Origin of the sequence: Azoarcus sp. CIB (genome assembly GCF_001190925.1) — a bacterium.
In the GTDB taxonomy this organism is placed as follows: domain Bacteria; phylum Pseudomonadota; class Gammaproteobacteria; order Burkholderiales; family Rhodocyclaceae; genus Aromatoleum.
Map to the genome: position 1 here is coordinate 4,647,999 of NZ_CP011072.1, position 20,014 is coordinate 4,668,012.

Sequence of the window (20,014 nt, forward strand, 5' to 3'; positions counted from 1 at the left end):
GAGAATCCCCCGGAGCGCCGCCGGTTCAGCCTGCCTTGACGGCGACGGGCGCCCCGGACTGCTGGCTGACGAGTTGCGACAGCATCGCGTAGAGTTCGACGCCGTCACGCGCGGCGATCCAGCGGCCGGCGTCGTGGCGAAAGTGGAAGCCGCCGGCCTTGGCGGCGACCCAGATCTCGCGCGCGGCCGAGTGGCGGTTGATCACCATCTTGCTGCCGTTCTCGAACTCGATCTCCAGCACGCCGCCGGGCATGGTCTCGATGTCCAGTTCGGCACCGCAGGCTTCGAGCGCGGCTTCGATCCGCACGAGTTCGGCTTCGGCCAGCGCGTTGAACGCCGATTCTTCCATGTTCGCTCCTTCTGTTAGCATTTCCGTTTTTTCGACCGACGACACCATGCGAGCCATTCCGACCGCTGCCGCGCTGTGCTGCGCCCTTGCCCTGAGCGGTTGCGGGATCAAGGGGCCGCTGTATCTGCCCCAGGTTCCGCCCGCACCGGCCAAGGCTGCTCCAGCCGCCGGCGTCGATCATAGCAAAGCCCCCAAAGCGACCGACGACTCACGATGACCTCCCGATTTCCGATTCCCACCCTGACCGAGGGCAGCGACGGCCTTCAGCTCGAAGGCGTGGCGCTTGCCGCCATCGCGACGCAGTATGGCACTCCGGTTTATGTCTATTCGCGCCGCGCGTTGACCGAGGCCTTCTCGGCCTACCGCGAGGCACTTGCGGGCCGCCGCGGGCTGGTGTGCTACGCGGTGAAGGCGAATTCGAACCTCGGCGTGCTGTCGGTGTTCGCGCAACTGGGCGCGGGCTTCGACATCGTCTCGGGCGGCGAGCTCGCGCGGGTGCTGGCCGCCGGCGGCGACGCGGGCAAGGTGGTGTTTTCCGGCGTGGGCAAGAGCCGTGACGAAATGCGCCAAGCGCTGAAGGCAGGGATCCGCTGCTTCAACGTCGAGTCGGACGCGGAGATCGACCGCCTGAACGAGGTCGCGGGCGAACTCGGCAAGGTTGCACCGATCGCCTTCCGCGTGAATCCGGACGTCGATCCGAAGACTCATCCCTACATTTCGACGGGCCTCAAGAGCAACAAGTTCGGCGTCGCGATCGATGCGGCGGCGGATCTGTATCGCCGCGCGGCGAGCCTGCCGAACCTGCGCGTGAGCGGCGTGGCGTGCCATATCGGCTCGCAGCTGCTGGACCCCGCACCGATCGCCGAGGCGGCCGGGAAGATCCTCGACCTCGTCGACCGGCTGGCGACCGAGGGGATCACGCTGGACCACATCGACCTCGGTGGCGGACTCGGCATCCGTTACCGCGACGAGCAGCCGCCAACGGTTGCGGGATACCTTGCTCCGCTGCTGAAGCTGTTCGAGGGGCGCAAGGAGGAGCTGTGCTTCGAACCGGGCCGCTCACTGGTCGGCAACGCGGGCCTGTTGCTGACGCGCATCGAGTACCTGAAGCCGGGCGAGGAGAAGAACTTCGCGATCGTCGATGCGGCCATGAACGATCTGGCGCGCCCGGCGCTGTACGACGCCTACCATGAGGTCGTCGCGGTGCGGCCGCGCACGGGTGCGGCGAAGAACTACGAGATCGTGGGACCGATCTGCGAGAGCGGTGACTTCCTTGCGCATGACCGCGAGCTGGCCGTCGAGGCCGGCGACCTTGTTGCGCTGCTGTCTGCGGGCGCCTACGGCATGGCGATGAGCTCGAACTACAACACCCGTCCGCGCGTCGCCGAGGTCATGGTCGATGGTAGCCGCACGCACCTGATCCGCAGGCGCGAGACCGTCGAGTCGCTCTACGCGCTCGAATCGCCGTTGACCTGAGCCCTCGGGTCGACCTGCTTCCCTTCGGCCTGCGCCTCCTGGATGAGGGCGCGGCCGAAGGCCTTCCAGGCCGGGCCGCCGTGCGTATGCACGCCGGTGTCGGCGCTCTCCTCCATCACACGCAGCATCAGCACGCCCAGCGCGAAGAGTTCGCCGCGTGCGCGCAGGCGTGCGTCCGGGTCGGCGAGGAGCGCCTGAGTGTGGCCGGCGCCACCTTGCAGGGCTTCGCGCGCGAGCTTGCGCATGCCGGCCGCGTCGTCCCAGTCCAGTTTGAGCACGATGCCGCGCTTGAGGATTTCGCGCTCGAGCTGGCAGGCGTCGCGCTCGAAGTGTTCGAATCCGCTCATGGCTCAGCGTGCAATGTCTTCGACGCAGCGGCGCAAGGCGTCCTGCCAGTGTGGCATGGCGATGCCGAAACGCGCCGCGAGCCGGTCGGCGGCGAGGCGCGAGTTGGCCGGGCGGGCGGCCGGCACGGGATAGGCCGAGGCGGGGATCGGTTCGACGATCGCGACCTTCAGGGCCAGATCCGGTAACGCGGTCCGGGCTGTGGCGAAGATCGCCTCGGCGAAGCCGTGCCAGCTCGTTTCGCCGGCCGAGGTGAGGTTGAAGATGCCCGACGCGAACGTACGCTCGCGCCGTTCGCGCTGCGCCTGGGCGACGATTTGGGCGGTGGCGTCGGCGATGTTGCGTGCCCAGGTCGGCGCGCCGTGCTGGTCGGCAACGACACGCAGCTGTTCGCGTTCGGCGCCGAGGCGCAGCATCGTGCGCACGAAGTTGCCGCCGCGGGAGGCGAACACCCAGGTGGTGCGCAGGATCAGGTGATCGCAGCCGGACTCGCGGATCGCCACTTCGCCGGCGAGCTTGCTGCGGCCGTAGGCGTTGACCGGGGCGACGGGGTCGTCCTCGGTGTAGGGCGCCGTCTTCGTGCCGTCGAACACGTAGTCGGTCGAGTAGTGCACGAGCAGCGCACCGACCGTCTTCGCGGCGCGGGCGAGTTCGCCCGGTGCGATACCGTTGATCGTGGTCGCGAGCGCTTCCTCTGACTCGGCCTTGTCCACGGCCGTGTAGGCGGCAGCATTGACGATGACGTCGGGGGCGAGGTCGGCAACCAGTGCCGCCAGGGTCTCGGGGCGCGACAGGTCGCAGCGGCTGCGGTCGAGCGCGATGACGTCGCCGAGCGGCATCAGGCTGCGCGCGAGTTCCCAGCCGACCTGACCGTTGGCGCCGGTGACGAGCAGTCTCATTCGAAAACCTCACATTGTGCGAGGGGCTTGCCCTCGCGGTCTTTTGCCGACAGTTGCGGCTCGCCGGCGAGCGGCCATTCGACGCCGACGGTCGGGTCGTTCCACGCCAGGCAGCGCTCGTGTTCGGGGGCGTAGTAGTCGGTGGTCTTGTAGAGGAAATCCGCGGACTCGGACAGCACGACGAAGCCGTGTGCGAAGCCGGGCGGGATCCACAGCTGGCGGTGGTTGTCCTCGCTGAGCTCGACGCCCGTCCAGCGGCCGAAGCTCGGCGAACGGCGGCGCAGGTCGACGACGACGTCGAACACGGAGCCGCGCACGACGCGCACGAGCTTCCCCTGCGGCTGACGGATCTGGTAATGAAGGCCGCGCAGGACGCCGCGCGCGGAGCGGGAGTGGTTGTCCTGCACGAACTGCTCGTCGAGGCCCGTGGTGTCGCGGAAGGCGCGTGCGTTGAAGCTTTCGAAGAAGAAGCCGCGTGCGTCGCCGAACACCCTGGGTTCGATGATCAGCACGTCGGGGACCGCGGTGGAAATGACCTTCATCAGAACACCTTTTCTTCGAGCACGCGCAACAGGTACTGACCATAGCCGTTCTTCGCGAGCGGCTTGGCGAGTTCGGCGAGTTGGGCGGCGTCGATCCAGCCCGCGCGCCAGGCGATTTCTTCCGGACAGGCGATCTTGAGACCCTGACGCTTTTCGATCGTCTGGATGAAGAGGCCCGCCTCGAGCAGACTCTCGTGCGTACCGGTGTCGAGCCAGGCGTGGCCGCGGCCCATGACCTGCACGTCGAGCGCGCCAGCTTCGAGGTAGTGGCGATTGACGTCGGTGATCTCGAGCTCGCCGCGCGGGCTGGGCTTGAGAGCACGCGCGATGTCGACGACGCGCTCGTCGTAGAAGTAGAGACCGGTGACGGCGTAGCGGCTCTTCGGTTTCGCCGGTTTTTCCTCGATGCTGATCGCGTGACCTGCGGCATCGAACTCGACGACGCCGTAGCGCTCGGGGTCATTCACCGGATAGGCGAAGACGGTCGCGCCGTGTGCACGCTGGCCGGCCTGCCTGAGGTCGTCCGCGAGTTCGTGGCCATAGAAGAGGTTGTCGCCGAGCACGAGGGCCGACGGCGAGCCGGCGATGAACGCCTCGCCGATCAGGAAGGCCTGCGCGAGGCCGTCCGGGCTGGGCTGCACGGCATACTGCAGGCGCAGGCCCCAGCGGCTGCCGTCGCCGAGGAGCTGCTCGAAGCGTGGGGTGTCCTGCGGGGTGGAGATGATGAGGATGTCGCGGATCCCTGCCAGCATCAGGGTGCTGAGCGGGTAGTAGATCATCGGCTTGTCGTACACCGGCAGCAGCTGCTTGGAGACGGCCAGGGTGGCCGGGTGCAGGCGGGTGCCGGAACCACCGGCGAGGATGATGCCCTTGCGTGTGCTCATGCCCGTCGATCTCCATAGTTGCGCGCGACCCATTCGCGATAGGCGCCGCTCTGCACGTCCGCCACCCAGTCCTGGTTCGCGAGGTACCACGCGATGGTCTTGCGGATGCCCGTTTCGAAGGTCTCGGCCGGGCGCCAGCCGAGTTCGCGCTCGATCTTGCGCGCGTCGATCGCGTAGCGGCGGTCGTGGCCGGGACGGTCGGCGACATAGGTGATCAGGCGCGCGTGCGGGCCGGCGGGATCGGGGCGCAGTTCGTCGAGCAGCGCACACACGGTATGCACGATCTCGAGGTTGGGCTTCTCGTTCCAGCCGCCGACGTTGTAGGTCTCGCCGAGGCGGCCACGCGCGAGCACTTCGCGGATCGCGGCGCAGTGGTCGCCGACGTAAAGCCAGTCGCGCACGTTGCGACCGTCGCCGTAGACCGGCAGGGCCTTGCCGGCGAGCGCGTTGGCTATCATCAGCGGGATGAGCTTTTCGGGGAACTGGTAGGGGCCGTAGTTGTTCGAGCAGTTGGTCGTGAGCACCGGCAGGCCGTAAGTGTGGTGCCAGGCGCGCACGAGGTGGTCGGACGCGGCCTTGCTCGCGGAGTACGGGCTGTTGGGTTCGTAGGCCTTGCTCTCGGCGAAGGGCGGGTCGTTCGGGCCGAGCGAGCCGTAGACCTCGTCGGTCGAGACGTGCAGGAAGCGGAAGGCGGCCTGCTCCGCGCCGTCGAGCGCGGACCAGTAGGCGCGCGCCGCTTCGAGCAGCGTGAACGTGCCTTCGACATTGGTGCGCACGAAGGCCGCGGGGCCGTGGATCGAGCGGTCGACGTGGCTTTCGGCGGCGAAATGCACGATCGCGCGCGGGCGGTGTTCGGCGAGCAGTTGGTCGAGGAGCGCGCTGTCGCAGATGTCGCCCTGCACGAAGACATGGCGGGCGTCCCCCTGCAGAGCAGCGAGACTCTCGAGGTTGCCCGCGTAGGTCAGCGCGTCGAGATTCAGCACCGGCTCGTCGCTCGCGCGCAGCCAGTCGAGTACGAAGTTGGCGCCGATGAAGCCTGCACCGCCCGTCACCAGAATCATTGCTCTACCTCGTCAGCCGGAGTGGTCCCGCGGGCTACGGCGTAAAATGCCGGTCCGCGGGAAAAGCGGAATTTGTAATTATATCGCGCCCGCATACGCGCCGCGCCCTCGCGGGCTTCCCGAGTATGTTGCAGGATATCGACGACCACCTCATGACAACGCGACACGTGCTCCGTTTTCTGGCTACCCTGCTTTTTTGCGGAATGTTGGCCTCAGCGCATGCGGTTTCCCTGCCGCCATCGGTGCGGCAGGCACTCGACGCCGCCCGCATTCCTGCCGGCAACGTGGCGGTGTGGGTGCAGGGCGTCGACGCGCCGGCCCCGCAGCTGGAGACCGGTGGCGATCGGCCGATGAATCCGGCGTCGGTGATGAAGGTGGTGACCGCCTTTGCAGCGCTCGACCGGCTGGGACCCGCCTTCACCTGGACGACGCGGGTGGCGACCGGCGGACCGGTGGCCGCGGGCGTTCTGGACGGCAACCTGTACCTGACGGGCGGCGCAGACCCGATGCTGAACTACGAGCGGCTGGCGAGATTGCTGCGCCAGGTGCGTGCGCTGGGCGTCACGACCGTGCGCGGCGACATCGTGCTCGACGGCTCGTCGCTGGCGCTGCCGCCGCACGACCCGGCAGCCTTCGACGGGCGCGCGCTGCGGCCGTACAACAGCGGCGCCTACGGGCTGCTGATGCACTTCAACACGCTGCAGCTGCGCCTCGTGCCGGCGGCCGAATCCGGACAACCGGTGGGGCTTGCGCCCTATCCGGCGCTGACGGGTATCGACATCGACAACCGCATCGCGACGGCTCCCGGCCCGTGCGGCGTGTGGTACGGCAGTCTCGACGCGACGCTCGAAGCGGGGCCGCAGGGGCCGCGGCTGGTGCTGTCGGGGAGCATGCCGGCGAGCTGCGGGCAGCGCGACTGGGCGACCGCGCCTTTGTCGCCCGAGGCCTTCGGGCGTGCGCTCATCGCAGCGCTGTGGAGCGAACTGGGCGGCAAGGTCGAGGGCGCGGTGCGCAGCGGCGTGACGCCGGGCGACGCGGCGACGCTGGTCACGGAGACGTCGCCGCCGCTTTCCGACGTGGTGCGCGAGATGAACAAGTGGTCGAGCAACGTGATCGCGCGCCAGCTGCTTGCGACGCTGGGACGGGAAAGCGGGGCGAACCTGGACATGGTCGCGGGTGGCGCCGAGGCCGTGCGCGCCCTGCTCGCCGCGGACGGCATCGCGACCGCGGGCCTCGTGATCGAGAACGGCTCGGGTCTTTCACGCGTCGAGCGCGTCACGGCGCGCACGCTCGCGGAAGTCCTGCTCGCGGCGTGGCGGCGGCCCTTCATGCCGGAGTACATCGCGGCGCTGCCGATCGCCGGCGAGGACGGCACGGCGCGCGGGCGGCTGTACGACAGCCCGGCACGCGGCTACGCGCACATCAAGACCGGTTCGATCAACGGCGTGAAGTCCCTGGCCGGCTACGTGCTGGACCGCAACGGCCGGCGCCACGCGGTCGTGATGATGGTGAACCACGCCGAGGCCGGGTCCAGCCAGGCCGCGCAGGACGCGTTGCTGGAATGGGTGTGGGCGGGCGGCGACACGGCGCCGGCGCAATAGCGGGGCGGCCGCGTGGCGCCTCAGGCGTCCGTGGGCATCGGCATGGTGCTGCGGTCGAGCAGGTTCAGCCAGCCGCGGACGACGCGGTAGACGATCCACAGGCCGGCACCGACCAGCAGCACGAACGCGAACGGGATTCCGATCAGGGTGACGATCATGGCTGCCGCGACCAGGATCCACAGCAGCGCGAACCAGAAGGTGCGGATCTGCCAGCGGAAGTGGCTTTCCAGCCAGGTGCCGCGCACCGCGTCGCGCTTCATGTAGTTGAGCACCACCGCGAGGATGGACGGCAGGCTCGCGACGAAGCTGCCGATGATGGTCGCGGAGCCGACGACGCCGGTGACCACCGCGAACGCATGCAGCGCATAGATGATGTGCGCGAGCGTGACGAGTCCGCCTAGGTCGGCGGGGGCGCTTCCGGTCCGGTAGTCGGGCATGGCTGGCTCCGTGGTGATGAGGATTCCGGTGGATTCTTACAGGCCCGCTTTTACAGTCCCAACTCGGCCCACATTGCGTCGACGCGCTGCTTGACTGCGGCGTCCATCACGATCGGCCGCCCCCATTCGCGGTTCGTCTCGCCCGGCCACTTGTTGGTGGCGTCGATACCCATCTTGCTGCCGAGGCTCGCGACGGGGCTGGCGAAGTCGAGGTAGTCGATCGGGGTGTTGTCCACCATCACGGTGTCGCGCGACGCATCGACGCGGGTCGTCATCGCCCAGATCACTTCCTTCCAGTCGCGGATATTCACGTCATCATCGACGACGATGATGAATTTCGTGTACATGAACTGACGCAGGAAGCTCCAGATGCCGAACATCACGCGCTTGGCGTGCCCCGGGTACTGCTTGCGGATGCTGACGACCGCGAGGCGGTAGGAGCAGCCTTCGGGCGGCAGGTAGAAGTCGGTGATCTCGGGGAATTGCTTCTGCAGCAGCGGCACGAACACTTCGTTGAGCGCGACGCCCAGCATCGCCGGCTCGTCGGGCGGCTTGCCGGTGTAGGTCGAGTGGTAGATCGGGTTCTTGCGCATCGTGATGCGCTCGATCGTGAATACCGGGAAGTCGGAGACTTCGTTGTAGTAGCCGGTGTGGTCGCCGTAGGGGCCTTCGGGCGCGGTATCGTCGGGGTGGATCACGCCTTCGAGCACGATCTCGGCCGAAGCCGGCACCTGCAGGTCGGAGCCGAGGCATTGCACGAGTTCGGTCTTCGCACCGCGCAAGAGGCCCGCGAACTGGTATTCGGACAGGCTGTCCGGCACCGGCGTGACGGCACCGAGGATGGTCGCGGGGTCGCAGCCGAGGACGACGGCGACCTTGAACGGTTCGCCCGGATGCGCGAGCTGGTGCTCGCGGAAGTCCAGCGCGCCGCCGCGGTGGGCGAGCCAGCGCATGATGACGCGGTTGGGCCCGAGCACCTGCTGGCGGTAGATGCCGAGGTTCTGGCGCTTCTTCCCGGGGCCGCGCGTGACGACGAGGCCCCAGGTGATCAGCGGCGCGACGTCGCCGGGCCAGCAGTGCTGGATCGGCAGCTTCGCCAGATCGACGTCGGCGCCTTCCCACACGACCTCCTGGCAGGGCGCGGAGCGCACTTCCTTGGGCGACATGTTGAGCACCTGGCGGAAGGCCGGGAACTTCTCCCACGCGTCCTTGAGGCCCTTGGGCGGCTCGGGCTCCTTGAGGAAGGCGAGGAGCTTGCCGACTTCGCGCAATGGGGTCTGCCAGTTGCCGTCGGGCAGTTCCTCGCCCATGCCGAGCGCGACACGTTCGGGCGTGCCGAAGAGGTTGGCGAGCACCGGCATCGCCTGCGGCACGCCGCGCGTGACGGGCTTTTCGAACAGCAGCGCCGGGCCGCCGGCGCGCAGCACGCGGTCGGCGATCTCGGTCATCTCGAGGTGGGTGTCGACGGGAACCGTAATGCGCTTCAGTTCGCCACGCTGTTCGAGCTGGGCGATGAAGTCGCGAAGATCGTGGTAACGCATGAAATCCTTTCGGGTACGACGGTATTGCGGTTCAGCGATTGGCGTTGATTGCGTCACGCGTTTCGAGGGCGGCGCGGCGGGCCGCCTCGGCATAGTCTTCGCCACTGCCGGCGAACAGGATCGCGCGCGAGGAGTTGATCATCAGACCGGTGCCGTCGGCGGTGCCGCCGGCCTGCATGGTCTCGGCGATGTCGCCGCCCTGCGCGCCGATGCCGGGCACGAGCAGCGGCATGTCGCCGACGATGCTGCGCACGCGCGCGATCTCGTTGGGGAAGGTCGCGCCGACGACGAGGCCGCAGTTGCCGCTCGCATTCCAGTCGTTCGCGACGAGGCGCGCGACGCGCTCGTACAGCCGCTCGCCACCGCCGACGTCGAGAAACTGCAGGTCGCTGCCGCCCGGATTCGAGGTGCGGCACAGCAGGATCACGCCCTTGTCGGCGTATTCGAGGTAGGGCTCGACGGAATCACGGCCCATGTAGGGATTGACCGTGATCGCGTCGGCGCGGAAGCGCTCGAAGGCTTCGACCGCGTACTGTGCCGCGGTGCTGCCGATGTCGCCGCGCTTGGCGTCGAGGATCACCGGCGTATCGGGGTGGCGCTCGTGGATGTGGGCGATCAGGTCTTCGAGCTGGTCTTCGGCACGCTGCGCGGCGAAGTAGGCGATCTGCGGCTTGAAGCAGCACACGAGGTCGGCAGTCGCATCGACGATGCCCTTGCAGAATTCGAGGATGGCGTCCGGACGCCCCTGCAGGTGGGCCGGGAAACGCGCAGGATAGGGATCGAGGCCGACGCACAGCAGGCTGTTGCGGCTCTGCCAGGCGGCCCGGAGGGCGGTCATGAAGTGCATGGAGGCGTCCTGATGGGTTCGGGGCGAATGATAAGCCGGATGATGCCCTTGCGCGCCCTCGGATGCCGCAAAATGAAAGGGGCCGCGACGGCGGCCCCGGTCTGCTCGGTACGTGTCGGCCTACATGCCGATGTTGAGCATCTTCATCGCCTTCGCGAGCGCCGCCTCGGACTCGGGATGCTTGCCGGCCTTGTGCAGCTCTTCGCCTTCCGCGCGCAGTTTCTTCACTTCCGTCATCTGCTCGGCGGTCAGCGTCGGGTTCTTGGCCATCGCGTCATCGATTTTCTTCATATCCGCGGGGCAATGACGGGCAAAGGCGCTGGTCGACAGCAGGATCGCACACACGCCCGCGAACAACAGGCTTCTTTTCATTGCAGTCTCCTCTGGGGTTGCGCCGCAAAAAAGTCGGGCGCATGTTTTCGACCGTCATCGATGCGGTCGGTTCACCCTAGCTCAGGCGGCGGGAAACGCAATGTAATCAAGGACGATGCCGGCGAAGATGCTCGCCCCGACCCAGTTGTTGTGCAGGAAGGCCTTGAAGCACGGCGCGCGTTCGCGGCCGCGGATCAGCGTGTAGTGGTATCCGGCGATGCCGCAGGCGCCGAGCAGGCCGGCGAAGAAGAACGCACCGCGCCCCGCGGCGACACCGACCGCGGCGAACAGCGCGAAGGCGACTGCGTAGCACAGCATCACCGCGGCAACGTCGAAACGGCCGAAGGTGATCGCGGAGGTCTTGATGCCGATCCTGAGGTCGTCGGGACGGTCGACCATCGCGTACTCGGTGTCGTAGGCGACGGTCCAGAAGATGTTGCCGAGCAGCAGCCACCACGCGAGCGCGGGCACTTCGCCCAGCACCGCGGCAAAGCCCATCGGGATGCCGAAGCCGAAGGCGATGCCGAGGTAGGCCTGCGGGATCGCGAAGAAGCGCTTCATGAACGGATAGCTCGCGGCGAGGAACAGCGCCGGCAGCGACAGCCACAGCACGATGGGCGCGAGCGGCAGGATCAGCACGAAGGCGGCGAGCGAGAGGCCGGCGGCGAGGAGCAACGCTTCGCGGGTGCCGATCGCACGCGTCGCGAGCGGGCGGTTTTTCGTGCGCTCGACGTGGCCGTCGAAATCGCGGTCGGCGTAGTCGTTGATGACGCAGCCGGCCGAGCGCATCAGCACCGTGCCCAGCGTGAAGATCGCGATCAGATGCAGCGGCGGCACGCCGTCGGCGGCAAGCCACAGCGCCCACAGCGTCGGCCACAGCAGCAGCAGGATGCCAATGGGCTTGTCGAGGCGCATCAGCCGCAGGTAGATGGGCAGGCGGGCAGACAGGGGGAGCGGCGCAGACATCATTCGGGCAGGTCCAGGATCGTGGGCAGGAAGGCCTCGCTGACGAGCAACGCGCGACCGTGCAGGCGGAACAGCGAACGCCGCGCCCACACGCGGGGCGGCATCACCATCGGCGCGACCGCGGCAAGGGCGAGATGATAGCGCGCGTCGCGACGGTCGAGGCAGGCGCAGGTCAGCGCGCGGCGGCTGATCGCAGGGTCGGCGAACAGCGCAGCGCCCAGCGGCCGGGCGCCCATGCCGTGAAAGAGGTTCCACGCGCCGCGCACGTTGGCGCGCGGCAGCAGCGAGCGCGCGAACACCACCGGCACGCCGTCGGCGATCAGCAGGACCTCGCGCAGCCACGCGCGTTCGCCGCGACGCAGGCCGAGCAGCGTCGCTTCGTCGCGGTGCGGCACGGCGAGGCACTGGCGCAGCACGCGCACTGAGAAGCTGCCGCAGCGGGCGCGGATGCGCGCGGTGAGCGAGGCGGGATCGGTGAGCCAGGGGCGGAGCGTGCGGGAAACGGTCGCGCGCGGCGGGCGCTTCAGCCAGGTTTCTTTGTGGGGACGGGTGCGCATGGGAAGACGACGTCGGGACGACGCGCATGATACCGGCCGCGAGCCCCGGCCCCAAACCGGGGCGTCGGCCGCTCAGGCACGCAGCAGGCCCTCGCGCCCGCCCAGCCAGCGTTCCATCAGCTGCGTCGCGACCTCGGGGGTGTCCCGCAGCAGGCGTTCGGCGAGCGCGCGCGCGGGCTCGACGAGATCGGCGTCGCCCTCGAGGTCGGCGTAGCGCAGCAGCGGCACCCCGCTCTGGCGCGCGCCGACGAACTCGCCGGGGCCGCGGATGCGCAGGTCCTCGCGCGCGATGGCGAAGCCGTCGCTGTGTTCGTAGATGACCTTAAGGCGCGCACGGCCGTTCTCCGACAGCGGGTGGGCGTAGATCAGGATGCAGGCGGATTCGGCGGTGCCGCGCCCGACGCGCCCGCGCAGCTGGTGCAGCTGTGCGAGGCCGAAGCGCTCGGCGTGCTCGATCACCATCAGGCTCGCGTTGGGCACATCGACGCCGACTTCGATCACGGTCGTCGCGACCAGCAGGTGCAGTTCGCCGGCCGAGAACGCCGCCATCGTCGCGGACTTCTCGTCGGACTTCATGCGCCCGTGCACGAGGCCGATCTTCAGTTCGGGCAGCGCCGCCCCCAGTGTCTCGAAGGTTGCGACGGCGGTCTTCAACTGCAGCGCCTCGGACTCCTCGATCAGCGGACACACCCAGTAGGCCTGCGCCCCGCCGAGGCAGGCGTCGCGCACGCGCGCGATGACCTGGTCGCGGCGCGATTCGGCGACGAGCTTGGTGAGGATCGGCGTGCGCCCCGGCGGCAGCTCGTCGAGCACGGTGACGTCGAGATCGGCGTAGTAGCTCATCGCCAGCGTGCGCGGGATGGGCGTCGCGGACATCATCAACATGTGCGGATGCAGCCCGTCGGCGCCCTTTTCGCGCAGCGCGAGGCGCTGGCGCACGCCGAAGCGGTGCTGCTCGTCGACGATCGCGAGCCCCAGGCGCGGCAAGGTCACAGGATCCTCGATCAGCGCATGCGTGCCGACCGCGAGCAGCACCTCGCCGCTCGCGAGGCGTGCGAGCTCGGCCTCGCGCGCCTTTTTCCGCCGGCTGCCCGAGAGCCACGCGATGCCGACGCCGAGCGGCTCAAGCCACGCGGCGAGCTTCTTCCAGTGCTGTTCGGCGAGGATTTCGGTGGGGGCCATGAGCACGGCCTGGAAACCGTTCTCCGCCGCCTGCAGCATCGCGAGCGCGGCGACGATGGTCTTGCCGCTGCCGACATCACCCTGCAGCAGGCGCTGCATCGGGTGCGGGGTGGCGAGGTCGCGGCCGATCTGCGCGACCGCGCGCGCCTGGGCGCCGGTGAGCCTGAACGGCAGTTGCGCGAGGAGCGCCCCGGTGAGCTTGCCGTTGTCGCGCAGGATGGGCGCGTGCCGCTTGCGGCGGGCGTTGTAGGCGCGGCGCAGCGACAGCTGCTGGACCAGCAGTTCCTCGAACTTGATGCGCTGCCAGGCGGGATGTGCGCGGTCCTCCAGCGCGTACGGATCGACGTCGGGGGGCGGCTGGTGCAGCGTGCGCAGTGCTTCGGCAGGGGGGGCAGCTGCAGGCCGCCGGGCAGGTGCGCGGGCAGCAATTCGGTCATCGGCGGGCGCTGCAGTTCGCGCCCGATGAGCTTGCGCAGCGCCGACTGGGCGAGCCCCGCGGTGGTCGGATAGACGGGCGTGAGCGCCTGCGGCAGCGCCTCGCCGGCCTCGACCGGGTGCACGCGCGGATGCACCATCTCGTTGCCGAAGAAGCCACCGCGCACCTCGCCGAACACGCGCACGCGCCGGCCGGGCGCGAGCTGCTTCTGCTGCGAGGGGTAGAAGTTGAGCCAGCGCGCGGTGAGCGTGCCGCTCGCGTCGCGGATCTGCGCGACGAGCTGGCGGCGCGGGCGCAGCGTGACTTCGCAGGACACCACCTCGCCTTCGACCTGCACCGGCGCACCGGCGCGCGCCGCGGCGATCGGCGTCAGGCGGGTTTCGTCCTCGTAGCGCAATGGCAGGTGCAGGACGAGGTCCTGCGGCCGGCGGATGTCGAGCTTCGCCAGCCGGCCTGCGAGTTGCGGGCCGATGCCGGCCCAAATTTGCTGATCAGCCAAGCACCAGGATGGCGTCGGCCTCGACCACGCCGCCCTTGGGCAGTTCCTTGACGCCGACGGCGGCGCGCGCCGGGAAGGGTTCGGCGAAGTAGCGCGCCATGATCTCGTTGACCTTGGCGAAGTTGGCGAGGTCGGTGAGGTAGATCGTCACGCGCACGGCGTCGGCGAGCGAGCCGCCGGCCGCTTCGGCAACTGCCTTGAGGTTCTCGAACACGCGCACGGTCTGCGCCTCGAAGCCCTCGACCATCTGCATGGTCGCGGGATCGAGACCGATCTGGCCGGAGCAGTAGACGGTATCTCCGACCTTGACGGCCTGCGAGTAGGTGCCGATCGCGGCGGGAGCGTTGGGGGTCGAGATGATGCTGCGACTCATGATCAGATTCCTGTATTTATGCGAACGATCCGGACCAGGGATCGGATGAAACAACGCCCCGGCGCGTCCGGCGCCGGGGCGTGGGGGATACGTCGATCAGCCTTCGGCGCGCAGGGTCACGTCACAGCCCAGACGCGTGATGACCTTCTGGATGCCGCGGCGCGAGGACACGTTGATCACCAGCGGCGCCATGAAGTTCGCGCGCATCCCGGCCGTTGCCGGGTTGCCCGCCTCGCCTTCGTCCTTGCGCACGATCACGGCGACGAAGGCATCGGCAGGGTTCGTGAGCTTGAGCTGGTCCGCTTCGTCGTCCGTGAGACCGAACTCGTAATTGACGCCCAGCCGGTCGGGGCCGGTGATCGAGAAGACGGCTGCGGGATTGTCCAGACTCTGCAGCAGGAACAGGGACGACGTGGATCCGTCCTCATGCACCAGGGCGAACTGCTTGCAGTCCTCGAAACCGGGCAGCCCGGCCGGAAATTCGATCACTTTGTCATCGGGAATATCGACGGTACCGAACACCTGACTTTCGATTTTCATGGAGCCCTCTCCTCTGATTTGATCCGCCTGCGACACCCTTGCGTGCGAGCACGCCGGGCAGGTCTGTCCTCCCCGACCCGCACTGCTACTTGCGCGGAGCCAAGATCATGCCATCCAGCTTGCGTTCGCGGCGAATTTTTTCCTGCGCCGCAAGCGCGGACTCGCGGTCCGGATAGGGACCGAGCACGACCCTGGCCTGCAGATACGCCGGATAGCCCTTTCGCTCGAGCTCCCGGCGCATGCCTTCGGCATTGGCCGTATCGAGAAACACGCCCAACTGGATGAGGTATCCGGACCCCGGCGGCGGCCCCGCATGCAGGCGCGGCGCATCGGCCGGTTGCGCAGCGGCAGCCGGCGCCGGGGGCGCAACCACCGGCGCCTCGGCCTCCCGGGAGGCCTCGACGGAGGCCGCGGGCGGTGCCGGGACGACTGCAGCGGTCCATGCCGGCGGCGACGCCTCCGGAGCGGCCATCGCGCTGTCGGGCACGGCCGGCATCGGCGCGGATGGAGTCTCTGCACTCCCGGCTTGCACGGCTTCGGCAGGAGAACCCTGCTCCGCCACGACTGCAGCCGCCTCCTCCGCAGACGCGACCGGGGCTGCAGGCGCGGCGCTATCCGCGGCGGGGCCAGCCGGTTCGGCGGGCGCGGGAACGGCGGGCGCAACCGGCGGCGCAGCCGCTTCGCGGCCCTCCACCAACCACAGCGATGCCGTCAGCGCCATGAGGGCGACGATCGCCATCAGCGCCCGCTTCAGGCTGGCCTTGCGCGGATTTTCCACATCCGCGCCCGCGGTGAGCGATCGGCTCATGGCTCCTTCCCGGACTCGCCGGCCTGGCTGCGCGCCAGCGATTGCACGAGTTCGGCCTCGGCGACGGTGATGCCGCAGCGCTCGGCGATCGTTTCGGCATCCAGCCCGCGGCGCGCGAACACCAGCGCCTCGTTGTATTCGGGCGACGCACCGTGGGTCACGACGCCCGCATCGGCCTGTTCAGTGCGCGCACGCAGCTGCTCGCGGATTTCGTCGAGTTCGCGCCGCAGTTCGGCCAGCGCGCTACCTTGCTGCTCGAGCTCGCGCCGCAGCTGACGGACCTCCAGCTCGTGCTGGAATGCGTCCGGGGCAGCATCTGCGCCGGCGGACGCGGGACGGCCGACGCTGTAGAGCGGGCCGGGCTCGTCATCGTCGTCGCTTTCGGCGACAACGACATCAACGCTTTCGGGCGCCTCAGTGGGCGCCTCAGCGGGCACTAAGGCCAGCGGCTCGTCCGGCACGGGCGCCGAAGCCTGCGGCGCACGCGATGCGCGGTAGAGCTGGTAGCCGACATAGACCGCAAGGAGCGCGATTGCGGCCAGAATGAGTTCACGCAGTCCCATTCGACCTCACACAGGAGACAGGACAAGAAGGATCGTGCATCGGGAAGGCAAGCCGGAGCAGGCGCGACGACGGATAAGTCGGGGATAATACTGGCGCCCCACTATCCCGACAATGCAGATGGCCTTCGATTCCGCGCTCGCCCTGTTCTGGCTCAAGAAGACCGTCTCGATCATGGTGCAGCCGCCGGTCGCGCCGCTGCTGCTGATCGCCGTCGGACTGCTGCTCGCGGCACGCTGGCGGCGGGGCGGCTTCGCGCTCGCGTGGGCGGGCGTCGTGGCCACCTTGCTGCTGTCGACACCGGCGAGCGTAGGCTGGCTGCTGAACGGCCTCGAGACGGCGCCGGTGGTCGATGCGGCGGCGATGCGCGAGGCGCAGGCCATCGTCGTGCTCGGAGCCGGCAAGCGGCGCCATGCGCCCGAATACGGCGGCGAGACGGTCAACCGCCTTGCTCTGGAGCGGCTGCGCTACGCCGCCCGGCTGGCGCGCAGGACGGGGCTGCCGGTGCTGGTCAGCGGCGGCGCGCCGACGGGCGACGTGCCGGAGGCCGTGCTCATGCAGGCAACGCTCGAAGAAGATTTCCGCGTTCCGGTGCGCTGGGTCGAGAGGGCCTCGCTCGATACGCAACAGAACGCGCTGTTCTCGGCGGTGCCACTGCGCGCCGCGGGCGTGCGCCGCATCCTGCTCGTGACCCACGCCGCCCACATGCCGCGCGCGCAGGCAGCCTTCGAGGACGCCGGGCTGCAGGTCATCCCGGCACCGACTGCGTGGCTCGGCGGCACCGGGGCGGGCGACCAAGTGCTCGGGGAGCTTCCCGGGCCGACCAGCGCCTATGCCGGCTGGTATGCCGTGCACGAGTGGCTGGGGCTGCTGGCATACCGCCTGACGCGCTGAGAGGGCGCGACTAGACCGCCCTGAATAGGGTCGCAGCCCTGCCGCGTGACATGTATCCGTGTTTGCGTTTCGCCGACCGCTTGCCTATAGAAACTTAGGCGCCATAAAAAGCTGTCGCGGCGATTCGCTTGCGGCACTTCGCCGGACCAGCACTGCATATGCGCCTCGGGCATTGCCTCGTCATCGGGGCGGCGGCCCGGAACCCAACAGGAGCGGACCATGAAAGTGCTCGTCACCGCCGGCGTAGCCGTCGGCGCTCTGCTCGCCATGGTGTTCGTTTCGGCCGATCGCGATGCGGGCATCTCCCCCTCCCTCTCCCCCTCCCTCTCCCCCTCCCCGCTGGTCTCCGCTGCCACCGCCCAGCAACCCGCGCCCCTGCCGCCCGTGGTGGCGCCGGACAAGCCGATACCCGAGAGCACGTCCGTCGACCAGGACGCGCCCTATTTCGAGGCCTGTGCACGCGAGGGCCTGTCGGAATCGGCCTGCGTGGGACGGCTGATCTGGTTCAAGGCGACCGCGGGCAACGAGCGCTTCCACACCTATGTGTTCCAGCAGCGCATCGGCGTGCTGCCGGACTGGTATCGCGTGCTGCGAGCCGACCAGCGCGACGACCGCTTCCGCGCGTGGGGCCTGATCAACGACCCGTCGTGCTGCGTGCCGGGCGAGGCGAACTGCCCGGCGAAGAGCCGCGACGAGACCTACGGCTTCGACTGGTGTCCGGGCGACGATGTGTTGCTGAAGCACGTCGGCAAGCCGGGCTACATCGATCCCGCCTGCGGCCTGAAGGACGCGGCGCTCGACCCGGCCGACCCGCACGCGAAGGACGGCCGCGACCAGCGTCATTCGGCCTGCGACCTGCGCTTCGGCACCTCGACCGGGGCGCTGGGCTTCCGCAAGTTCCCGAACCCGCGCTTCGACGCGGAGCAGTGGAAGAAGCTGAACGGCGGCCTCGGCACCTGGGAAGGATTCGGCAAGCGCATGATCGAGCAGACGAAGGTCCCGTCGGACGAGCGTTTCAGCCGCCTCGCGGACGCGTCGGTGGAACCGCCCTTCCTGATCGGCACGAGCTGCGGCGCCTGCCACATCGCCTTCGACCCGCTCAACCCGCCCGCCGACCCGGCGCACCCGCGCTGGGAGAACATCAAGGGCCTGGTCGGCAACCAGTACATCCGCAAGTCGGAGATCCTCGGCTCGGGCATACCGAAGTCCAGCCTGGAATGGCAGATGTTCGCGCACGCGCGGCCCGGGGTGACCGACACGTCGGCGATCCCGCATGACGGCGTGAACAACCCGGGCACGATCAACGCGCTGATCAATGTCGCGCAGCGCCCGATCTTCCCCGGCGAATCGATTGCGAAATGGCGCAAGGCTGCCACTTGCGGCGCGGAGAAGGACGAGACGAAGTGCTGGTGCGAGCCGGGGCGCGAGACGAAGTGCTGGGAGAAGAGCACGCGCAGCGACGACACGACGCTCGGCAAGCCCGGCGTGCATCACATCCTGAAGGGCGGCGAGGACTCGATCGGCGCGCTCGAGGCGATCCAGCGCGTGTATTTCAACATCGGCTCGTGCTCCGAGCAGTGCTGGCTGAACCACCTCACGGACCTGCGCCAGGTCGACCCGCAGGCGCGCTACTTCGGCCAGACGCCGTTCAACATCGGCCAGTGCCGGCGCGACTGCCCGAACTTCCGCGCGATCGAGGACCGGCTGGCGGACATCCTGGCGTTCTTCCTGTCGCCCGAATCGAATGCGACCGATCTCGCCGTCGCGCGCAATGCGGTGCGCAAGGCGGCCGACGCGGCGGCACCCGAATACAGCCGCGACAGCCTCGTCGCCGACCTGGAGATGGAGCACGGGGCGGGGGCCGTCGGACGCGGCGGGGCGGTGTTCGCGGCGAACTGCGCGCGCTGCCACTCGAGCATTCCGGAAAGCGTCGGCGGTCCGTTCGCGAACCGCGACTTCTACGCGCTCGCCGACAACGGCCTGCGCGCCGACTGGCTGGGCAACGACGTCGCCACGCCCGCGACCGAGGTCGGCACGAACCGCTGCCGCGCGCTCCATTCCAATCACATGGCCGGCCACGTATGGCAGGAATACGGCTCGGAGACGCTGCGCACGCGCGCGGCGGACATCAACGTCAAGGAACCGAACGACGGCGGGCGCGGCTACTACCGCAACGTGTCGCTGCTGAACCTGTGGGCGCACGCGCCCTTCATGCACAACAACGCGATCGGGCCGGAACTGTGCGGCAAGCCGGCGAACGCGGCGAACGATTTCTTCCGCGCGCGCGAACTCGACGCCGACGGTAAGCTCGCGGCGACGCAGGGCGAGTGCTTCCAGACCGATCCGGGCGTGGAGGGACGCTACCGGCTGTACCTCGCGTCGATGCACGAACTGCTCTATCCGGACGCGCGCAAGCCCAAGGCGACGCTGACCGACCAGGACGTGGTCCTCGACCTGGGCCCGCGCGTGTGGGACGGCACGAGCGAGAAGCCGCTCGTCGGCAGCGGGCAGGTTCGCATCCCGGCAGGCATTCCGGCCAACTCGATGACCAGCCTGCGGCACAAGGACCTGGTGGTGGATCTGTTCCTCGCCAAGCGCGACCCCGCGAAGCTAGAGGCGCGCGTGGGCAAGGAAACGACCGGGCAGATGCAGAAGCTCGCGGACGACATCCTCGCTGCACCGGAGCAGTTCGCCGGACTGCTGCGCGGCCAGCGCGAGCTGCTGCGCCAGCACTACAGCAACTGCACCGACGAGATCGAGAACGGCGGCCACCGCTTCGGCGAGGACCTGTCGGACGCGGACAAGAAGGCGCTGATCGCCTTCCTCGCGACCCTGTGAGCGAAA

General features: G+C 68.8%; 21 protein-coding genes and 1 pseudogene. 5 read left to right on the plus strand and 17 right to left on the minus strand.

Features of this window, described 5'->3' with window-relative positions; all coding sequences use genetic code 11:
- Nucleotides 1–25: 25 nt before the first annotated feature.
- On the minus strand, nucleotides 26–349 hold the full coding sequence (cyaY, locus tag AzCIB_RS20845) for an iron donor protein CyaY (RefSeq protein WP_050418490.1): 324 nt from the start codon (nucleotides 347–349) through the stop codon (nucleotides 26–28).
- Here cyaY and lptM point away from each other — a divergent pair.
- Together lptM and lysA are read left to right on the plus strand one after the other, a co-directional pair.
- On the plus strand, nucleotides 348–566 hold the full coding sequence (gene lptM / locus AzCIB_RS23925) for an LPS translocon maturation chaperone LptM (protein WP_232299281.1): 219 nt from the start codon (nucleotides 348–350) through the stop codon (nucleotides 564–566). The genes cyaY and lptM overlap by 2 nt on opposite strands.
- A complete protein-coding gene (gene lysA, locus AzCIB_RS20850) occupies nucleotides 563–1,825 on the plus strand; it encodes a diaminopimelate decarboxylase (protein ID WP_050417655.1) in 1,263 nt (420 codons plus the stop codon). The genes lptM and lysA overlap by 4 nt, the downstream gene beginning before the upstream one ends.
- On the opposite strand, the gene AzCIB_RS20855 is transcribed toward lysA, so the two are convergent.
- From AzCIB_RS20855 to rfbB, 5 genes are read right to left on the minus strand one after another with little or no spacing between them, the layout of a single operon-like run.
- Complete coding sequence (locus AzCIB_RS20855) at nucleotides 1,798–2,172, minus strand: hypothetical protein (RefSeq protein WP_050417656.1); 375 nt, start codon at nucleotides 2,170–2,172, stop codon at nucleotides 1,798–1,800. The genes lysA and AzCIB_RS20855 overlap by 28 nt on opposite strands.
- A gap of 3 nt (nucleotides 2,173–2,175) precedes the next feature.
- On the minus strand, nucleotides 2,176–3,069 hold the full coding sequence (rfbD, locus tag AzCIB_RS20860) for a dTDP-4-dehydrorhamnose reductase (protein ID WP_050417657.1): 894 nt from the start codon (nucleotides 3,067–3,069) through the stop codon (nucleotides 2,176–2,178).
- On the minus strand, nucleotides 3,066–3,611 hold the full coding sequence (gene rfbC, locus AzCIB_RS20865) for a dTDP-4-dehydrorhamnose 3,5-epimerase (RefSeq protein WP_050417658.1): 546 nt from the start codon (nucleotides 3,609–3,611) through the stop codon (nucleotides 3,066–3,068). The genes rfbD and rfbC overlap by 4 nt, the downstream gene beginning before the upstream one ends.
- Nucleotides 3,611–4,495: a glucose-1-phosphate thymidylyltransferase RfbA gene (rfbA, locus tag AzCIB_RS20870; protein ID WP_050417659.1), complete on the minus strand. Its 885-nt coding sequence runs from the start codon at nucleotides 4,493–4,495 to the stop codon at nucleotides 3,611–3,613. The genes rfbC and rfbA overlap by 1 nt, the downstream gene beginning before the upstream one ends.
- The gene (gene rfbB, locus AzCIB_RS20875; RefSeq protein WP_050417660.1) at nucleotides 4,492–5,556 is read right to left on the minus strand and encodes a dTDP-glucose 4,6-dehydratase; all 1,065 of its coding nucleotides are present in this window, start codon (nucleotides 5,554–5,556) and stop codon (nucleotides 4,492–4,494) included. Before rfbB ends, rfbA begins: the two co-directional genes overlap by 4 nt.
- 152 nt (nucleotides 5,557–5,708) lie before the next feature.
- On the opposite strand from rfbB, the gene dacB reads away from it, so the two are divergent.
- The gene (gene dacB, locus AzCIB_RS20880; RefSeq protein WP_050418491.1) at nucleotides 5,709–7,157 is read left to right on the plus strand and encodes a D-alanyl-D-alanine carboxypeptidase/D-alanyl-D-alanine endopeptidase; all 1,449 of its coding nucleotides are present in this window, start codon (nucleotides 5,709–5,711) and stop codon (nucleotides 7,155–7,157) included.
- Nucleotides 7,158–7,177: 20 nt separating this feature from the next.
- On the opposite strand, the gene AzCIB_RS20885 is transcribed toward dacB, so the two are convergent.
- The 11 genes and pseudogenes from AzCIB_RS20885 to AzCIB_RS20935 form a co-directional block, all read right to left on the minus strand.
- The gene (locus tag AzCIB_RS20885; RefSeq protein ID WP_050417661.1) at nucleotides 7,178–7,594 is read right to left on the minus strand and encodes a DUF4870 family protein; all 417 of its coding nucleotides are present in this window, start codon (nucleotides 7,592–7,594) and stop codon (nucleotides 7,178–7,180) included.
- A 50-nt stretch (nucleotides 7,595–7,644) separates the two neighbouring features.
- Nucleotides 7,645–9,135, minus strand: a complete 1,491-nt coding sequence (ubiD, locus tag AzCIB_RS20890; RefSeq protein WP_050417662.1) for a 4-hydroxy-3-polyprenylbenzoate decarboxylase — start codon at nucleotides 9,133–9,135, stop codon at nucleotides 7,645–7,647.
- A 31-nt stretch (nucleotides 9,136–9,166) separates the two neighbouring features.
- Nucleotides 9,167–9,982 carry an orotidine-5'-phosphate decarboxylase gene (pyrF, locus tag AzCIB_RS20895; protein WP_050417663.1) on the minus strand — a complete coding sequence of 272 codons (816 nt, stop codon included), beginning with the start codon at nucleotides 9,980–9,982 and terminating at the stop codon, nucleotides 9,167–9,169.
- 120 nt (nucleotides 9,983–10,102) lie between these two features.
- Complete coding sequence (locus tag AzCIB_RS20900; protein ID WP_050417664.1) at nucleotides 10,103–10,354, minus strand: PA2433 domain-containing protein; 252 nt, start codon at nucleotides 10,352–10,354, stop codon at nucleotides 10,103–10,105.
- A gap of 81 nt (nucleotides 10,355–10,435) precedes the next feature.
- The gene (gene ubiA, locus AzCIB_RS20905; RefSeq protein WP_502685642.1) at nucleotides 10,436–11,323 is read right to left on the minus strand and encodes a 4-hydroxybenzoate octaprenyltransferase; all 888 of its coding nucleotides are present in this window, start codon (nucleotides 11,321–11,323) and stop codon (nucleotides 10,436–10,438) included.
- Complete coding sequence (locus tag AzCIB_RS20910; protein WP_050417666.1) at nucleotides 11,320–11,877, minus strand: chorismate--pyruvate lyase family protein; 558 nt, start codon at nucleotides 11,875–11,877, stop codon at nucleotides 11,320–11,322. The genes ubiA and AzCIB_RS20910 overlap by 4 nt, the downstream gene beginning before the upstream one ends.
- A gap of 72 nt (nucleotides 11,878–11,949) precedes the next feature.
- Nucleotides 11,950–13,967: pseudogene (gene recG, locus AzCIB_RS20915) on the minus strand (ATP-dependent DNA helicase RecG).
- 19 nt (nucleotides 13,968–13,986) lie between these two features.
- Nucleotides 13,987–14,367 (minus strand): deaminase RidA, encoded by a 381-nt coding sequence (gene ridA / locus AzCIB_RS20920; RefSeq protein ID WP_050417667.1) that lies wholly within the window; start codon nucleotides 14,365–14,367, stop codon nucleotides 13,987–13,989.
- Between the two features lie 96 nt (nucleotides 14,368–14,463).
- Nucleotides 14,464–14,907, minus strand: a complete 444-nt coding sequence (fliW, locus tag AzCIB_RS20925; RefSeq protein ID WP_050417668.1) for a flagellar assembly protein FliW — start codon at nucleotides 14,905–14,907, stop codon at nucleotides 14,464–14,466.
- An 85-nt stretch (nucleotides 14,908–14,992) separates the two neighbouring features.
- Entirely contained in the window at nucleotides 14,993–15,715 is a 723-nt protein-coding gene (locus tag AzCIB_RS20930; RefSeq protein ID WP_050417669.1) for an SPOR domain-containing protein, read from the minus strand.
- Nucleotides 15,712–16,278 carry a DUF2802 domain-containing protein gene (locus AzCIB_RS20935; protein WP_050417670.1) on the minus strand — a complete coding sequence of 189 codons (567 nt, stop codon included), beginning with the start codon at nucleotides 16,276–16,278 and terminating at the stop codon, nucleotides 15,712–15,714. The genes AzCIB_RS20930 and AzCIB_RS20935 overlap by 4 nt, the downstream gene beginning before the upstream one ends.
- 118 nt (nucleotides 16,279–16,396) lie before the next feature.
- Here AzCIB_RS20935 and AzCIB_RS20940 point away from each other — a divergent pair, with 118 nt between their 5' ends.
- Nucleotides 16,397–17,170: a YdcF family protein gene (locus tag AzCIB_RS20940; protein WP_050418492.1), complete on the plus strand. Its 774-nt coding sequence runs from the start codon at nucleotides 16,397–16,399 to the stop codon at nucleotides 17,168–17,170.
- A gap of 219 nt (nucleotides 17,171–17,389) precedes the next feature.
- On the plus strand, nucleotides 17,390–20,008 hold the full coding sequence (locus AzCIB_RS20945; protein ID WP_050417671.1) for a hypothetical protein: 2,619 nt from the start codon (nucleotides 17,390–17,392) through the stop codon (nucleotides 20,006–20,008).
- Nucleotides 20,009–20,014: the final 6 nt, after the last annotated feature.

Coding starts and splice junctions, on each gene's coding strand:
- rfbC (WP_050417658.1), bottom strand. CDS start 3,611: ATGAAGGTCATTTCCACCGCGGTCCCCGACGTGCTGATCATCGAACCC.
- AzCIB_RS20945 (WP_050417671.1), top strand. CDS start 17,390: ATGAAAGTGCTCGTCACCGCCGGCGTAGCCGTCGGCGCTCTGCTCGCC.
- AzCIB_RS20930 (WP_050417669.1), bottom strand. CDS start 15,715: ATGAGCCGATCGCTCACCGCGGGCGCGGATGTGGAAAATCCGCGCAAG.
- AzCIB_RS20940 (WP_050418492.1), top strand. CDS start 16,397: ATGGCCTTCGATTCCGCGCTCGCCCTGTTCTGGCTCAAGAAGACCGTC.
- ubiA (WP_502685642.1), bottom strand. CDS start 11,323: ATGATGTCTGCGCCGCTCCCCCTGTCTGCCCGCCTGCCCATCTACCTG.
- dacB (WP_050418491.1), top strand. CDS start 5,709: ATGACAACGCGACACGTGCTCCGTTTTCTGGCTACCCTGCTTTTTTGC.
- fliW (WP_050417668.1), bottom strand. CDS start 14,907: ATGAAAATCGAAAGTCAGGTGTTCGGTACCGTCGATATTCCCGATGAC.
- pyrF (WP_050417663.1), bottom strand. CDS start 9,982: ATGCACTTCATGACCGCCCTCCGGGCCGCCTGGCAGAGCCGCAACAGC.
- lysA (WP_050417655.1), top strand. CDS start 563: ATGACCTCCCGATTTCCGATTCCCACCCTGACCGAGGGCAGCGACGGC.
- AzCIB_RS20935 (WP_050417670.1), bottom strand. CDS start 16,278: ATGGGACTGCGTGAACTCATTCTGGCCGCAATCGCGCTCCTTGCGGTC.
- lptM (WP_232299281.1), top strand. CDS start 348: ATGTTCGCTCCTTCTGTTAGCATTTCCGTTTTTTCGACCGACGACACC.
- AzCIB_RS20855 (WP_050417656.1), bottom strand. CDS start 2,172: ATGAGCGGATTCGAACACTTCGAGCGCGACGCCTGCCAGCTCGAGCGC.
- AzCIB_RS20900 (WP_050417664.1), bottom strand. CDS start 10,354: ATGAAAAGAAGCCTGTTGTTCGCGGGCGTGTGTGCGATCCTGCTGTCG.
- rfbB (WP_050417660.1), bottom strand. CDS start 5,556: ATGATTCTGGTGACGGGCGGTGCAGGCTTCATCGGCGCCAACTTCGTA.
- ubiD (WP_050417662.1), bottom strand. CDS start 9,135: ATGCGTTACCACGATCTTCGCGACTTCATCGCCCAGCTCGAACAGCGT.
- rfbD (WP_050417657.1), bottom strand. CDS start 3,069: ATGAGACTGCTCGTCACCGGCGCCAACGGTCAGGTCGGCTGGGAACTC.
- AzCIB_RS20910 (WP_050417666.1), bottom strand. CDS start 11,877: ATGCGCACCCGTCCCCACAAAGAAACCTGGCTGAAGCGCCCGCCGCGC.
- cyaY (WP_050418490.1), bottom strand. CDS start 349: ATGGAAGAATCGGCGTTCAACGCGCTGGCCGAAGCCGAACTCGTGCGG.
- AzCIB_RS20885 (WP_050417661.1), bottom strand. CDS start 7,594: ATGCCCGACTACCGGACCGGAAGCGCCCCCGCCGACCTAGGCGGACTC.
- ridA (WP_050417667.1), bottom strand. CDS start 14,367: ATGAGTCGCAGCATCATCTCGACCCCCAACGCTCCCGCCGCGATCGGC.
- rfbA (WP_050417659.1), bottom strand. CDS start 4,495: ATGAGCACACGCAAGGGCATCATCCTCGCCGGTGGTTCCGGCACCCGC.